The sequence below is a fragment of the Ancylomarina sp. 16SWW S1-10-2 genome, from assembly GCF_009669305.1.
GTDB lineage: Bacteria > Bacteroidota > Bacteroidia > Bacteroidales > Marinifilaceae > Ancylomarina.
The window spans coordinates 37,698-51,637 of sequence record NZ_SADB01000018.1; the positions used below are offsets into that span (position 1 = coordinate 37,698).

Here is a 13,940-nt window from a genome sequence, read left to right on the forward strand (position 1 = left end):
ATTTCATTGAATTAATTCTTGTATTAAATCGTTCAAATATATAATTGATGTACTTTTGTAAACAGAATTTTTAGAATAAACTTATGGAAAACAGAACCGCGTTAATTACTGGGGCAGCTAAGCGAATAGGAAAAGAGATAGTTCTTCACTTGGCAAAGAATTCATGGAATTTGGCAATTCACTACAATAGCTCAAAGGAAGATGCTATGGCTTTGAGGGATTATTTGAAGGCTATTTATCCTAAACAAGTATTTAAAGTGTTTTGCTGTGATTTATCCTGTAATCCTGAGTCTTTAATTTCAGAAGTTGAAAAGGAGTTTGGTCATATTGATCTCTTAATTAATAATGCCTCGGTTTATAGTTTAAGTTCAATAAAGAAAACCAGCTTAGATTTGCTTAGTGAGCAGATGAATATCAATTTTAGAGCTCCTTTTATATTAATGCGCGATTATGCTAATCTCTGTAAAGAAGGACTAATTGTAAATTTCTTAGACACTCGAATTACGAAGTTCGTTTCTGATTATGCGGCATACAGTTTATCTAAAGTTGCATTGGCTCATTTAACGCAAATGGGAGCCTTGGAATTCGGTCCAAACATACGCGTAAATGGAATCGCTCCGGGTTCAATTATTGCTCCATTGGGAGAAGATAGTTCGTATCTAGAAATAAAAGCTGCTAATACACCTATGAAAGTCACAGGTGGTATGCAAGCTATTTTAAAATCAATGGATTATATTATAGATAATAATAATTTAACTGGGCAGATTTTATACTGCGACGGAGGAGAGCAGCTTATATAGTCTGGTGTTCGCCGCTTAAGTTGGAATGATCAATTAGTTTATGAACAATTGGTAGATCTGCTTCAGCCCAATCGAGCTCGAGCATTGCGTTACAAGAAAGCCATTTTATATTCTTATGAACTAGAAGTTGAAAATCGCCATGGATGTAATTAATGAAGTAAGCTTTAAGGTTTATTATTTTATCTCCATAGTCGTGTGTGTTCTCACATAGGAAATCACCACAGCTAGCTTTTATATTGAATTCTTCGTGGAGTTCTCGTTCTAAACTGAACTCTGGTGTTTCTCCAATCTCAGTTTTTCCACCGGGAAATTCCCATTTACCACCCTGATCGCCAAAGTCGTTTCTTTGTGCACACAAAAAGCGATTATCCTTTCGAATAATCGCCGCTGTTACTTGTATAATTTTTTTATTAGTCATTTACTGTTGCGTATTTTTAACTTAGAAAGACTGCAATAGATACACCAATAAATGTTCCTATAATATAGCCTAATATTCCCACTAAAATTCCTGGAGTCACCAATTTCTTTTGTCCCATAGATGCTGCCATAGGTGCGGCAACGGATGGTCCCATTATATTAGCAGCAGATGAAATAACGACTTCATATACATCGAGTTTGAATAGTTTTGCTAGTGCCAACATAAAAACGAAGTGAAAAATCATGATAACTAAGTAGAAACCAAGAACTGCAGGTCCAATTGTAAATATTTGATGAACATTGGTAGCTGCTCCAATCACGGCAAGGAAGATATACATCATCCATAAACCGATTGAAAAGGCTGTATTTTCTAGTGGTTTTAAATGTTTTGGGAAAAAGTTAGCAGCCAATACAGCTAATACAGTTATTAGGAGAATGCTTAGGTTTAATTCTGTATGAATTAAGTTTTGCAAATATGGAGCCAAGAAGTTTCCTGTTCCTGCAATTAGAACTGCAACAAACACAGTTACAGCAATGCGTTCTATTGTGATAGGATAATCTTCTTTTTTATCTTGATGTGGATCTTCAATTTGATTTTCCTTTTTAGGTTTCACGAAAAATCGAGCCAAAAACATTAAGGATGGAGTTAAGAACAAGAAGAGCGTGTAAAGGTTCGAAACCAAATTGTCTACGGCAATGGTAGCTGTAAATAGAGGGTTTGTACTGAAATTTAAAATCTCTGCTGAAGCAATAAAATTGACACTACCACCAATTAAAGTTGCGGCAATTACACCAGCCGTATTTCCTGAATTATCACCTAAATCGATTAATGAATAAGCGAGAAAACAGCCTAAAACAATTCCGATGGCTCCAATAATGTAAGCTAGGAGTAGTTTACCGCTTTCTTTTACAATCTTTAGTATGTTAGAACTAAATAAAAGCATAGGAATTGAAATTGGAATAAAATAGGTGAAAACCATATCATAAACCTCAACTTTTATGTTTGGGTTTGAAGCTACAGGAAGAACTCCCAGCATAGCTAATATGGACATGGATATCATGGTAACAAGAATACCTGATAATTTTCCAAACCATTTTTTGTGTTCAGAATAGATACCAAAAGCTGCAGCTCCTGCTACAATAAAAAAGAGAATAAAGTGACTGTCAGGGGAAATAAATGATTCCATAGAATGTGTTTAAAAATTGAGCCGCAATTTAGTTATTTTGTATCTTAAAAGGGAATGAAATACTATTTTTGTAAAATAGATTGGCGCATTTGGTAATGTACCAATAGTTTGTTGTTATTAAATAGAGAGTTTGATTGCTACTTTTTTCCAAACAAATGATGGAATAAGCCTTTCATTAAATCAGAAAAAGGTAGTGGTTTAATTCCCAAAGCGATATTCGCTCTACTAATTTGATACACCAAATTCATGTGTTTAATCACTTCTTTATATGCCTTAAACAGGGAATAGTCTGGATCGTAAATATGAGCAGGCTCGGAGTTTGTTCCATTAATTTCTAATATTTTGATATGCTTACCTTCATATAAATCTGGAATACGACTAACTTTGATATCAAAACGACCATAATAGAAACCTTCTAATGGCTCAGATATTTTTCTAAAAACCTCAACCAGCTTTTCGTTAATGAGATGTGTCCCATCTAAAAATTTAGTGCCTCTATTGTGATTACCTATAGGCTCAACTTTAAGTGTTATGCCATCTGGAATAATAATACTCCATCTATTAGGATAGCGTTGTTTAAAATATTTTAAACGTGATTTGGCTCTGAAATTTTTAGATAATAGCTCACTAAAACTATCTCGACCATTACCCGTAACACTAAGAAATTCCTTTATGACAAGGGAGCTAATACCATCTTTTTTACTATTAGGGAATCGGTAATAGAAAACACCTAATTCTATTGGATGAGCAATGAATTCTTGAATGATAAGATCTTCGACTATAATTTTTAGATAATTATCTAAATCAATTTTATTGTCGATTTTTTCAACGCCACGACCTCGTTCGCCGACATTCGGCTTTGCTATAATAGGAAATGTAATATCATTCTCAGTCATGAGCTTTATTATGTTCTCACTAGATGTTTCTTTTGCAACAAAAAAACCTTTGGTCTGATATTTCGAGTCAAGTAATTTGAGAAATTTAGTTTTATCAGTACCATAGGCACCTCCAAATTCCATTTCAGGATTTGTAGCTGTAAAATAGGCAAATGATTTGCTCTTTATGGACAGCACGACGCCGTATAAAAACATAGGGGCATAAAAGAACCAGGTTGGCCAAAATTCAAAATTGGTTAATTTGATTATAAATTGGGGATAGTTTCTTCTCTTTCTAGGCATAAACTTGGTTTAGTTACTTAAATATAGAATAAATATTAATCCAACAGTTAAGGGATAATAGAAAAGATAAGAAAATCATAAATTAAGATAATTGTGGCTATTCATGATTTGAGAATTATTAAATACCATTAGTTTTTAATATCTTGTTTTGTAAACGAAACCAAGTCTATGCAAATTATTAATGCTTCAAAAGAAATATGCAATCAGCTATTTCAACTATGTAATAAATTAGAAGATAAGGAATATGCCCATTGTTCTTCTCTTTTGTTGGGTGGTTCTATTGGTAAACATATACGTCATATTATAGAGTTTTATAGTATATTAAGAGAAGGTTCTGAAATTGGAGAAATCAATTATGATACGCGTGCAAGGTGTAATCAAATTGAAAATGAAACTGAGTTCGCAAAATTAAAAATAAGTTCAATTCTAATATGGTTAGAAGAATTGAAAGAGAATAAAAAATTGAGTTTGTATTTGTGTTTTGATCAGGAAAAAGGTAAAGTAAATCAAGTCGAATCAAATTTATTGCGCGAGTTGGCATACAATATGGAACATGCAATTCATCATATGGCATTGATTCGTATAGCTATCGATCAGCAATTTCCTCATGTAAATATGGATTCTAATTTTGGTTTAGCTTATTCTACAATCCGTTATAATAAAGCCTAATGTGCACTTTAAGTTTCATACCCGTTTCAGATAATGATTTCATTTTTACGATGAATAGAGATGAGGATCCCAATAGAATAGCTTTAGAGCCTCAAAAATATGTTCATAATGGTCTCGAATTATATTATCCCAGAGATTCTAAAGCGAATGGAAGTTGGATTATTAGTAATGGCATAAATACAAGCCTATGTTTGCTTAATGGTGCTTTTAAAAAGCATAAACGACGATCTGATTATAGACAGAGTAGGGGACTCATGTTGCTAGAATTTTTTGAATACTCAAATCCTACTGATTTTATAGATAATTATCAGTTTGAAGGGATGGAGGCTTTTACACTTGTTATTGTACAGGGTGGTTCTAAGATATGTTTATGGCAGCTCGTTTGGGATGAGCAGAATTTACACGTAAAAAAATTACCTGCAAGTAAATCTTACATTTGGTCATCAGCAACTTTGTATTCCGATTCAATGAAATATGAGAGAGAACAATGGTTTCGGGATTGGTTAAGAAATGAAAAAGAAATAAATCAAGCTTCAAGTCTAAATTTTCATAAAACAGGAGGAAAAGGTAATCTTGAGTATGGTTTATTAATGAATAGAAAAAACAGAGTAAGAACGCTTAGCATAACTCAAATAAGTGGCAATGGGAATGTTCATAAGATGACATACCATAATTTGTTAGATGAAGATAAGCAAATTCGTTAAATCGCATAAATGACTCATTACTTGTTAAAAAAAGGCTACCGAAATATATCGATAGCCTTTATAGGTTTAAAAAATAATGAAATGAATTAATGTGTTTTATTTACCAGGACATTGTGCAATAACCTTAGCACTAATATTCTGTTTGCCATAAGCTTTGTCAAAATTCTCTGTGAATTTTTCAGCTAATTTTTCAGCAGTTACTTTATACGCTTTTTTATCTTCCCATGTGTTAATAGGAATCAACATCTCAGTAGGAACGTTGGGACAAGTTACAGGAATATTCACGTGGAATAATTTATCTTCAACAAATTCTACTTTGTCAAGTTCACCATCGAGAGCAGCATCAACCATGGCTCTAGTGTATTTTAATTTAATACGCGATCCTGTTCCATAAGAGCCTCCGCTCCAGCCTGTATTAATTAGGAATACATTAGTGTTGTGTTTATCCATTTTATCACCTAGCATGTGAGCATAGATATTTGGATTACAAGGCATAAATGGCTGACCAAAGAAACGAGAGAATGTTGCTTGTGGTTCAGTGACTCCGGTTTCTGTACCAGCTAATTTGGATGTGTATCCCATCAAGAACCAAAGCATAGCTTGTTCCTTACTTAATTTAGACACTGGAGGCAATACTCCATAAGCATCGGCAGTAAGGAAAAGAATTGTTTTTGGATGATTAGCTGTTGATTCTGGTTTGATATTAGACAAGAATCTAAGAGGGTATGATGCACGTGAGTTTGGTGTATATCTCGTATCGAAGAAATCGATTTTCCCATTAGGATAAATCATTGCATTCTCAAGAATAGCACCATGTTTCTTGTAGTCAGCATTGTGCATGACAGCATCCCAAATTTCTGGTTCGTTTTCGCGCTCCATGTCAACCATTTTAGCATAACAACCATTTTCAAAGTTGAAAATACCTTTATTGCTCCATCCATGTTCATCGTCACCTAAAAGTGCACGATGAGGATCTGCTGAAAGGGTTGTTTTACCAGTACCCGAAAGACCTAATAATAAAGCAGAGTCTTTTCTTTTTCCTTCATTGGCAGAACTGTGTAATGGTAATACACCGTGAAAAGGAAGCAAATAATTCATTGCAGTAAACATCATTTTTTTTATGCTACCTTGATACTGTGAACCGAATATAATACCAATTTTTTTATCCATATCAGTAACAACGCAAAGTCCTGATGTCTCTCCGTTTGGCAGTTTTCGTAATAAACCTTTATAACGATCTGTATCGAGGTCGTCATTGGGAAATGCAATGAGTTGGAATTCTTGGTCAGCAAAAACAGAGTTTTTAATATCTTTAGGAATTGGTCTAAACATATTATCAACGAAAACTTGGCTTAATGCATCGTCAGAAATTGTTCTAACAGGCAATGCATAATGTGAGTCAGCACCAATTACACGAGTTGTTGTGAATATAGTTTTTTTGCTTTTGATTGTTTTTAAAGCATCTTCGAAAATAAGTTCAAAAGTTTTCGGATCGAGTCCAATATTGTTAGGTGATGTCCAATCAATATTGGATTCACTTTCAGGATTTTTAACAATATATGTGTCTTTAGGACTACGTCCTGTTGAATTACAGGGTGTCCATGTTGCAAGGGCTCCATTGGGGGTTACAATTGCTTCATTTTTTTCAACGGCTTTTGTAATTAATTCTTCTCTAGAAAGATTTTCTTTAACATCTTGATGTGTTTCTAAAACACTTTTAAGTTTTTCAATAGTGCAAATTTCAGTTGTACTCATTATACTATTTTTAAAGTTCGTTACTTCAAATCTATAGTGAGATCTTTAATTATCCTAATAAGTAAATCTATTTTTTTTCAATTTATTTATTATTAACAGTATTTAGATAATTTACGGAGGAGGAAAAGTCGTAAATTATTTCTGCTGATACGGATATGCTTTGTTTGTGTTTTGAACATTGAATATTATTTCGAGATAATTTTTCCAAGAATAGGTTGAAAAATAATTTGAATACAAGTGAGTTTAAATTTGAGATTGGCTTTCAACTATTCTGCTAAAAGATTTATCAAATAACGCCCTATTAAACCAATTTTGATCTGAGCTTTCGTTTACAATTTTTTCTATTCGAATCTTATATTCTTTAAAAAGGCAATTGTCAGAAATGTAGTTAATGGCTTCGTCAAATGATTTTAACATGCTTCTACAGAAAGAATCGAGTAGGTTTACCTTTTCTGCAGAATAGCTTTGTGCTATTTCAACATTAAAAAGCATAATATCTGCTATTAAGGCAGGTTCAACACCTAAACGTTTAAAATGACGAATATAGTTCTGTGCAACAGACCGTCTACATTTTGCTTTTCTTCTGGTCTGTGGAAAGTATTCTTTTGAAATTTTGAATTTACATTCTTCAATCAGTTTATTTTCTTTAGGATTAAAAGCAAAATCATAATATTCTTTTACCTCCTTAAATCGTGTGTACAGATCTACAATCTGCTCTTGGAGTTGTTCTTTATTAAGGTCGTGTAGGTATAGTTTTAAATCACGTTTACTCATCGAAATGTTGTTTTAGCCAATTGGCATATAGATTTTATCTCTAAACAATTGTTTATTGATCGCTTAAAAATAAGTATTATTGTATTAAGTAATATTAAGATGTATAATTAATGAAGCAAGAAAGTATCTCGCGTTTAGAGATTTTAGAGAACATATTGGAATTTTATAAAGTGCAGCCAGGAATATATAAGGATGGACGAATTGAGAAAGTTGAATCATATCTTTTGTTGATGCATGCTATATATAGTGACTATTTTGAAGATCTAGAGCTATTAAATATTAACGATATTGATTTCCTTGAGAACCTTTTTGACTGTTTTAATGGTTATTTAAATGCTGTGTCTGAGGAGATGGAGAAGATCTTTGAGGATAAATCTATTGATTTGACTTTTATTCCTATATATGGTTTTTCTATTATTCTACCCATACATTGTATTGAGATGATGAGGAATTGGAATAAAACAGAACAAGATAGTTGGCAAATTAATGATGATCTAGATAAACTTGATGAGTTAGTTGAGTCAGATCTATTTTTTGAGAATTTCTTGAGTTTAATTAAAAAGTTGATGCTAAAGATTAATACAAGAATTGTAATCGAAGTAGAGGAGCTTATTTAAGTTTGATTAGATTATAAGGTTAAGATATTAACAGCTTTTAGATAAACTGTGTTATATTCGCGCAATTTTCGGATTTAGTTTAATTTGTAACTTTAAGTGATTGCCATTTTTGTAAAATCTAAATTAAATGTTTTATCCTGATTTTCACACCACCTAAAATTATATAGTATGCATTTAAGTTTTATTGAAATTGTTTCTGCTTTTATGGTCTTGTTTGCTGTAATCGATATTATTGGATCTATTCCTATTCTTGTCGATTTAAAGAAAAAAGGTGGTGAAATAAAGGCGTTAAAAGCCAGCTTGGTGGCTCTTGTGGTTTTAATTGGTTTTACTTTTTTAGGAGAGAAGCTTTTAGGCCTTTTTGGAGTTGATATTTCAAGTTTTGCCATAGCAGGTTCTTTTATTCTGTTTATAATGGGAGTGGAAATGGCTCTTGGTATTGAGATTATAAAGTACGATGGTCCAGCTGGAGTTTCAATTGTTCCAATAGCATTTCCATTGGTTGCAGGAGCAGGTTCATTTACTTCTGTTTTAGCACTTCGTGCTGAATACGCGCTTGAAAATATAATTGTGGCTTTAGTTCTGAATTTATTTATTGTTTATGTGGTATTGAGATCGACTTCAATTGTAGAACGATTTTTAGGCGAAGGTGGAATTCATATTTTGCGTAAAGTATTTGGAATCATATTATTGGCTATTTCTATAAAGCTATTTATGACCAATGTTGCTATATCAATAAAGACCTTAATTCCAGTGATAAAAGATGTATTATAGAAAATAAGCTTGAAATAATTTAATTTTAAGACTTAAGAGTAGAGATTTATGCTAACTTTGCACTTTCAAATAATTTGAAGAAAAGCTGTGTGCTACTTTATTATTAGACTTTCTTGATGCTACATGTCAGTCAGAAAATAAAATTTGCGAATTCACTGTAAAAAACTTACAAATAGATTTGAATAATTCGAAAATTATTGCGTATTTTGCGCACTGTTTGAAAAGCAATTTAAGGAAAAAAAATAATCTGGACTATGTCAAGAGTTTGTCAAATTACTGGAAAGAGCGTAATGGTGGGAAATAACGTTTCTCACTCAAAAAGAAGAACTAAAAGAAGATTTTATCCAAATCTATTCGATAAAAAGTTCTATCTTCCTGAGGAAGATCGCTGGATTGAATTAAGAATTTCTGCTGCCGGTGTACGTCTAATTAATAAATTAGGTGTTCAAGGTGCTTTGCAAAAAGCTCAAGAAAAAGGATTTATTAAAAAATATTAAAAGGCATATAAAATGGCTAAAAAAGGTAATAGAGTACAAGTTATTCTTGAGTGTACTGAGCATAAAGATAGTGGTATGCCTGGTACTTCAAGATACATTACTACTAAGAACAAAAAAAATACTCCTGATCGTATGGAGTTGAAGAAGTATAATAGAATTTTGAAGAAAGTTACTCTTCACAGAGAAATTAAATAATATTAAGTTATGGCTAAGAAAGTAGTAGCATCCCTACAAAAAGGTGAAGGTCGTGGTTACGCAAAAGTAATCAAGATGGTTAAGTCACCTAAGACAGGAGCATATTCTTTTAAAGAAGAGATCGTTCCTAACGCTAATGTTAAAGATTTCTTTGCTAAATAGTAAAGAGTTTCTATATTGATTTAAAAGCTTCTCGTTATGAGAAGCTTTTTTTATGTGCAAATTTCTGCTATTGTCTAGTGATTAAGGAATTGTTGATAGTAGGGGTTCTATTTTCAAAGGCATATATCCAATATTGTAGAATAAAATAAAATGCTCATAAATCGGCAGAAGTGTCTTTTATTTTGTGTAATTTAGTCACTTTAAACTGTATTATATATACTATGGGATTATTTGGTATTTTTTCGAAGTCTAAAAAAGAAAATCTAGATAAAGGGCTTGCAAAGACTAAAGATAGCGTCATTAAAAAACTATCTAGAGCCGTAGTTGGCAAATCGAAAGTTGATGAGGATGTTTTAGATGAATTAGAAGAAATTCTAATTTCCTCTGATGTGGGGGTTGATACAACTGTTCGTATAATTGAAAGAATTGAAAAACGTGTACAAGAAGATAAGTTTCTTGGAACGTCTGAGTTGAATCGAATTCTAAAGGAAGAGATTTCAGGCTTATTGCAAGAAAATAATAAGGGTGAATTCAATGCTTGGGAGTTGCCAAAATCAGATAATCCTTATGTTATTATGGTTGTTGGTGTAAATGGAGTTGGTAAAACGACGACTATTGGTAAGTTAGCTTATCAATTTAAACAATCAGGGCGTAAAGTGATGTTAGGTGCTGCCGATACATTTAGAGCAGCAGCTGTTGAACAATTGCATATTTGGGCTGACAGAGTTCAAGTGCCTATTGTAGATCAAGGTATGGGGGCAGATCCAGCTTCTGTTGCTTTCGAAACGCTTACTCAAGCTAAAAAGGATGGTATTGATGTAGTTATTATTGATACTGCAGGGCGTTTGCACAATAAGATTAACTTGATGAATGAGTTGAGTAAAATTAAAAGAGTGATGGATCGCGTTATTCCTGATGCACCACATGAAATTCTTTTGGTTTTAGATGGTTCAACAGGACAAAATGCTTTTGAACAAGCTAAACAATTTACTTTAGCTACTGAAGTTAATGCATTAGCTATTACCAAGCTTGATGGTACCGCAAAAGGTGGTGTCGTGATTGGAGTTTCTGATCAATTTAAAATTCCAGTAAAATATATTGGTATAGGTGAGTCAATGACCGATCTTCAGGTTTTTAATCGAGTTGAATTTGTAGATTCGCTTTTTAACTAGTTGTTAATTAAAATATATAGAAAAGACTCTTGCTTTGGTAAGAGTCTTTTTGTTTTGAAGTGTTTTTTTAGTTCTTGACTTATTATAGATCACACCTATTTGTCTTAGGTTATAAAGCATTCCTCAAATAAGAGAGTTCTAAATACAATTAAAGAATGGTAAAGCCCTTTTTTTATCTTATTTTTGTGCGCTAAAAGAGAGTTGGTGTGTTATATATACATTGATTTCTTTATTCAAATCAGATATAAAATAATTATGAGTCAAAATAAAATCAATATTATTAGTTTAGGTTGTTCTAAAAACCTTGTGGATTCCGAACTTTTGATGAAACAGTTAGATGCAAACAAATTTAAAGTGTGCTGTGACGAAGATAATAGTGATGCACGAATAATTATTATTAATACCTGTGGTTTTATTGGTGATGCGAAGGAAGAATCTGTAAACATGATTTTGCAATATGCTGATGCAAAGAAAAAAGGAATGATTGATATTCTTTTTGTTATGGGCTGTTTGTCGGAGCGATATCATGATGAGTTGGCTGTTGAAATTCCTGAAGTTGATAAATTCTTTGGTAAGTTTGAATGGAAGTCTATTCTAAAAGAGCTACATAAAGAATATAAGCCTGATTTCTCTAATATGAGAATGATTACGACTCCTAAGCATTTTGCTTATTTAAAAATTTCAGAAGGTTGTAATCGTGCGTGTTCTTATTGTGCAATTCCAATTATTACTGGTAAACATATTTCTCGACCTGTTGAAGAAATTTTAGAAGAAGCTAAGGGGTTAGCAGAATCTGGTGTTAAAGAACTTTTGGTAATTGCTCAAGATTTATCTTACTACGGACAAGATTTGTATGGTAAATTGATGTTGGCTGAATTGGTTGAAAAGTTGTCTAAAATAGAAGGTATTGAGTGGATTAAATTGCACTATGCATATCCAACACAATTCCCGTATGATATTTTAAAAGTCATGCGTGAAAACCCTAAGGTTTGTCGTTATTTAGATATAGCACTTCAACACTCAAGCGATAATGTTCTTGGTTTGATGCGTCGTGGTATTAATCGTGAAAAAACCGTTGAGTTAATTAATAGAATCAGAAAAGAAGTTCCTGGTATTACTTTACGAACAACTATGCTAGTTGGTCATCCTGGTGAGACAGAAGCTGATATGGAAGACTTAAAAGCCTTTGTTAAGGAGATGAAATTTGAGCGTTTAGGTGTTTTTCCATATTCTAATGAAGAGGATACTTACGCAGCTATTAATTATACCGATGATATTCCTCAAGAAGTAAAAGAGGCACGTAAGGATGAGATAATGGAGATTCAAATGGAAATTTCTCGTCAAGCTAATCAGAAAAGAATAGGTGCGAAAATGAAAGTAATCATCGATCGTAAGGACGAAGATTTCTATTATGGTCGTACAGAATTTGATTCATACGAAGTTGATCCTGAGGTTCTAATTTCTAGCCAAAATTTCAATCTAAAAATTGGACAGTTTTGTAATGTTGAAGTGACTGATGCAGAAGACTATGATTTGTTTGCAGTTGTTATTTAGTATTTAATCAATATACTTAGGATATATCTCGATATACCTTACGGGAATAAATATAAAAAGCTCCAATTTATCTTTTAATAAAGAATAGATTGGAGCTTTGGGGTAATTTTATATTTGTGTGTTGTTCTTATAATTTAGAATGAAACGCCAAATACTAAAAATAAGTTTTCATTCATTGGGTTAGTAATGATTGAAGCGGAAACTGGTATAGAAAAATTGTCGGTAAGTTTGATTTCTTTTGAGGCTGTAAGTCCTAAGTTGACAAAACCTGCTGTGTCGCCATAAAAACCAGATTCTCCTTTGCTTTCGTCTGCATCAATTGGTGTGAAACCTGTGAATAAGCTTAGGTCTATGTCTTTAACTTTAAAGTCATATCCAAGTTCAACATAAAGTGAATATTGTTGGTCGCCACTAGCATCTTGATCGGCACCCCAAAAGTTCATGGCTGTCATAATGTTAATTGGAAATTTCTCAGTAGCATTATAGGCTAGTGTTGCTTCATAAATATGCCCTGTAGATGCTTTTTTATAGTCAAAATAGCTGTTTTCAAGAGCGATACCTTCAGTAGGGAAAAAATAATCTGTTACAGTTGCAGTGAACATATCATTAGCAAATGTATACGATAAGTATAAGTCTATTTCAGATCCATTACTCTCATCTTGTGAGTATGAACCCCAAGCTCCAGCTGTAAAATTCCCATTCGTGTAGGCTATATTGGGTTGAATTACTGGACCTGTGGAAAATTGTGTTCCTCTCCATACATACCTACTCATTAGGTCTACGTTTAAACTTATTTCTCCTTTTGTTGATTCAACTTGTGCTGATAAACTCCCTGAGAGTATTAATGTGAAGATAATAAAAGTGAAAATCTTTTTTGTCTTTTGCATAATGTTAGAATTTAGGGTTAATAGTTTTTACTAATTGTTAGTCTTTGTTGAATTTAAGTGGGTGTGGTTATATTTAATAAATATGTAAACATTACCCCTTGTAAAAGGGGGGGGGCGTGTTTAAATAAATGATTTTATTTAATAGTCAACCCTGTTTTAGTAGGGGTTGGTGTTGTAAAAGTATAAATATTATTTATTAATCCTATTTTATTGGGGGGTAAGTGTGGATAAAAGTTGTTTTTTTTAATATTAATGGTTGAAATAGGGGGTAGAGCTTGTTTTTTATATGAATTTATAGGTTTACGATGTTGTTAAGCTATATGCATTCATAAAATTTTGTGCTTGTATATTTATTATTGTGTGTTAGAATAATCTATACTATTAATATTTCTCAGAAAGTAAATGAGTCGTTAAGGATGAAATAAAGAAGCTCCAAATTGAAATTTTTCCTCAAGTTATTTGGAAAAGAATAGGTAAGTAAAACGACTGAGTTATTTATAGTAAGGATGAATATTTCTATTAAGTAAGTACAAAACTTGAATCTTATGAAGTTGATTCATAAGTATTTATTTTCAGCCAAAATTTAAATATTGGACAG

At 32.4% G+C, this 13,940-nt stretch carries 16 protein-coding genes; 10 read left to right on the forward strand and 6 right to left on the reverse strand.

Features of this window, described 5'->3' with window-relative positions:
• The first annotated feature begins 83 nt into the window (after positions 1-83).
• On the forward strand, positions 84-800 hold the full coding sequence (locus tag EMN46_RS14295) for an SDR family NAD(P)-dependent oxidoreductase (RefSeq protein WP_154201500.1): 717 nt from the start codon (positions 84-86) through the stop codon (positions 798-800).
• On the opposite strand, the gene EMN46_RS14300 is transcribed toward EMN46_RS14295, so the two are convergent.
• From EMN46_RS14300 to EMN46_RS14310, 3 genes are all read right to left on the reverse strand, one after another.
• Complete coding sequence (locus EMN46_RS14300; RefSeq protein ID WP_154201501.1) at positions 793-1,218, reverse strand: (deoxy)nucleoside triphosphate pyrophosphohydrolase; 426 nt, start codon at positions 1,216-1,218, stop codon at positions 793-795. The genes EMN46_RS14295 and EMN46_RS14300 overlap by 8 nt on opposite strands.
• Before the next feature lie 16 nt (positions 1,219-1,234).
• Positions 1,235-2,404, reverse strand: coding sequence for a DUF819 domain-containing protein (locus tag EMN46_RS14305; protein WP_154201502.1), 1,170 nt, complete (start codon positions 2,402-2,404; stop codon positions 1,235-1,237).
• A gap of 137 nt (positions 2,405-2,541) precedes the next feature.
• Positions 2,542-3,582 carry a hypothetical protein gene (locus tag EMN46_RS14310; RefSeq protein ID WP_154201503.1) on the reverse strand — a complete coding sequence of 347 codons (1,041 nt, stop codon included), beginning with the start codon at positions 3,580-3,582 and terminating at the stop codon, positions 2,542-2,544.
• A 168-nt stretch (positions 3,583-3,750) separates the two neighbouring features.
• On the opposite strand from EMN46_RS14310, the gene EMN46_RS14315 reads away from it, so the two are divergent.
• Both EMN46_RS14315 and EMN46_RS14320 read left to right on the forward strand, forming a co-directional pair.
• Positions 3,751-4,251 carry a DinB family protein gene (locus tag EMN46_RS14315; RefSeq protein WP_154201504.1) on the forward strand — a complete coding sequence of 167 codons (501 nt, stop codon included), beginning with the start codon at positions 3,751-3,753 and terminating at the stop codon, positions 4,249-4,251.
• Positions 4,251-4,955 (forward strand): NRDE family protein, encoded by a 705-nt coding sequence (locus EMN46_RS14320; protein ID WP_154201505.1) that lies wholly within the window; start codon positions 4,251-4,253, stop codon positions 4,953-4,955. Before EMN46_RS14315 ends, EMN46_RS14320 begins: the two co-directional genes overlap by 1 nt.
• 96 nt (positions 4,956-5,051) lie before the next feature.
• Here the strand turns inward: EMN46_RS14320 and EMN46_RS14325 are convergent, their stop codons facing one another.
• Positions 5,052-6,710: a phosphoenolpyruvate carboxykinase (ATP) gene (locus EMN46_RS14325; protein WP_154201506.1), complete on the reverse strand. Its 1,659-nt coding sequence runs from the start codon at positions 6,708-6,710 to the stop codon at positions 5,052-5,054.
• Between the two features lie 243 nt (positions 6,711-6,953).
• Complete coding sequence (locus EMN46_RS14330) at positions 6,954-7,484, reverse strand: DUF6155 family protein (RefSeq protein WP_154201507.1); 531 nt, start codon at positions 7,482-7,484, stop codon at positions 6,954-6,956.
• Between the two features lie 110 nt (positions 7,485-7,594).
• Here EMN46_RS14330 and EMN46_RS14335 point away from each other — a divergent pair, with 110 nt between their 5' ends.
• From EMN46_RS14335 to rimO, 7 genes are all read left to right on the forward strand, one after another.
• A complete protein-coding gene (locus tag EMN46_RS14335) occupies positions 7,595-8,101 on the forward strand; it encodes a hypothetical protein (protein ID WP_154201508.1) in 507 nt (168 codons plus the stop codon).
• 168 nt (positions 8,102-8,269) lie between these two features.
• Entirely contained in the window at positions 8,270-8,875 is a 606-nt protein-coding gene (locus EMN46_RS14340; protein ID WP_154201509.1) for a MarC family protein, read from the forward strand.
• Between the two features lie 254 nt (positions 8,876-9,129).
• Entirely contained in the window at positions 9,130-9,372 is a 243-nt protein-coding gene (gene rpmB / locus EMN46_RS14345) for a 50S ribosomal protein L28 (RefSeq protein WP_154201510.1), read from the forward strand.
• 12 nt (positions 9,373-9,384) lie between these two features.
• Positions 9,385-9,567 carry a 50S ribosomal protein L33 gene (gene rpmG, locus EMN46_RS14350; protein WP_125032072.1) on the forward strand — a complete coding sequence of 61 codons (183 nt, stop codon included), beginning with the start codon at positions 9,385-9,387 and terminating at the stop codon, positions 9,565-9,567.
• Between the two features lie 9 nt (positions 9,568-9,576).
• Positions 9,577-9,729 (forward strand): DUF4295 domain-containing protein, encoded by a 153-nt coding sequence (locus EMN46_RS14355; protein ID WP_125032073.1) that lies wholly within the window; start codon positions 9,577-9,579, stop codon positions 9,727-9,729.
• Between the two features lie 221 nt (positions 9,730-9,950).
• Positions 9,951-10,901 carry a signal recognition particle-docking protein FtsY gene (ftsY, locus tag EMN46_RS14360; RefSeq protein ID WP_154201511.1) on the forward strand — a complete coding sequence of 317 codons (951 nt, stop codon included), beginning with the start codon at positions 9,951-9,953 and terminating at the stop codon, positions 10,899-10,901.
• Between the two features lie 255 nt (positions 10,902-11,156).
• A complete protein-coding gene (rimO, locus tag EMN46_RS14365) occupies positions 11,157-12,455 on the forward strand; it encodes a 30S ribosomal protein S12 methylthiotransferase RimO (RefSeq protein WP_154201512.1) in 1,299 nt (432 codons plus the stop codon).
• Positions 12,456-12,589: 134 nt separating this feature from the next.
• On the opposite strand, the gene EMN46_RS14370 is transcribed toward rimO, so the two are convergent.
• Positions 12,590-13,342 carry a TorF family putative porin gene (locus EMN46_RS14370; protein WP_154201513.1) on the reverse strand — a complete coding sequence of 251 codons (753 nt, stop codon included), beginning with the start codon at positions 13,340-13,342 and terminating at the stop codon, positions 12,590-12,592.
• Positions 13,343-13,940: the final 598 nt, after the last annotated feature.

Coding starts and splice junctions, on each gene's coding strand:
- EMN46_RS14295 (WP_154201500.1), top strand. CDS start 84: ATGGAAAACAGAACCGCGTTAATTACTGGGGCAGCTAAGCGAATAGGA.
- EMN46_RS14300 (WP_154201501.1), bottom strand. CDS start 1,218: ATGACTAATAAAAAAATTATACAAGTAACAGCGGCGATTATTCGAAAG.
- EMN46_RS14305 (WP_154201502.1), bottom strand. CDS start 2,404: ATGGAATCATTTATTTCCCCTGACAGTCACTTTATTCTCTTTTTTATT.
- EMN46_RS14310 (WP_154201503.1), bottom strand. CDS start 3,582: ATGCCTAGAAAGAGAAGAAACTATCCCCAATTTATAATCAAATTAACC.
- EMN46_RS14315 (WP_154201504.1), top strand. CDS start 3,751: ATGCAAATTATTAATGCTTCAAAAGAAATATGCAATCAGCTATTTCAA.
- EMN46_RS14320 (WP_154201505.1), top strand. CDS start 4,251: ATGTGCACTTTAAGTTTCATACCCGTTTCAGATAATGATTTCATTTTT.
- EMN46_RS14325 (WP_154201506.1), bottom strand. CDS start 6,710: ATGAGTACAACTGAAATTTGCACTATTGAAAAACTTAAAAGTGTTTTA.
- EMN46_RS14330 (WP_154201507.1), bottom strand. CDS start 7,484: ATGAGTAAACGTGATTTAAAACTATACCTACACGACCTTAATAAAGAA.
- EMN46_RS14335 (WP_154201508.1), top strand. CDS start 7,595: ATGAAGCAAGAAAGTATCTCGCGTTTAGAGATTTTAGAGAACATATTG.
- EMN46_RS14340 (WP_154201509.1), top strand. CDS start 8,270: ATGCATTTAAGTTTTATTGAAATTGTTTCTGCTTTTATGGTCTTGTTT.
- rpmB (WP_154201510.1), top strand. CDS start 9,130: ATGTCAAGAGTTTGTCAAATTACTGGAAAGAGCGTAATGGTGGGAAAT.
- rpmG (WP_125032072.1), top strand. CDS start 9,385: ATGGCTAAAAAAGGTAATAGAGTACAAGTTATTCTTGAGTGTACTGAG.
- EMN46_RS14355 (WP_125032073.1), top strand. CDS start 9,577: ATGGCTAAGAAAGTAGTAGCATCCCTACAAAAAGGTGAAGGTCGTGGT.
- ftsY (WP_154201511.1), top strand. CDS start 9,951: ATGGGATTATTTGGTATTTTTTCGAAGTCTAAAAAAGAAAATCTAGAT.
- rimO (WP_154201512.1), top strand. CDS start 11,157: ATGAGTCAAAATAAAATCAATATTATTAGTTTAGGTTGTTCTAAAAAC.
- EMN46_RS14370 (WP_154201513.1), bottom strand. CDS start 13,342: ATGCAAAAGACAAAAAAGATTTTCACTTTTATTATCTTCACATTAATA.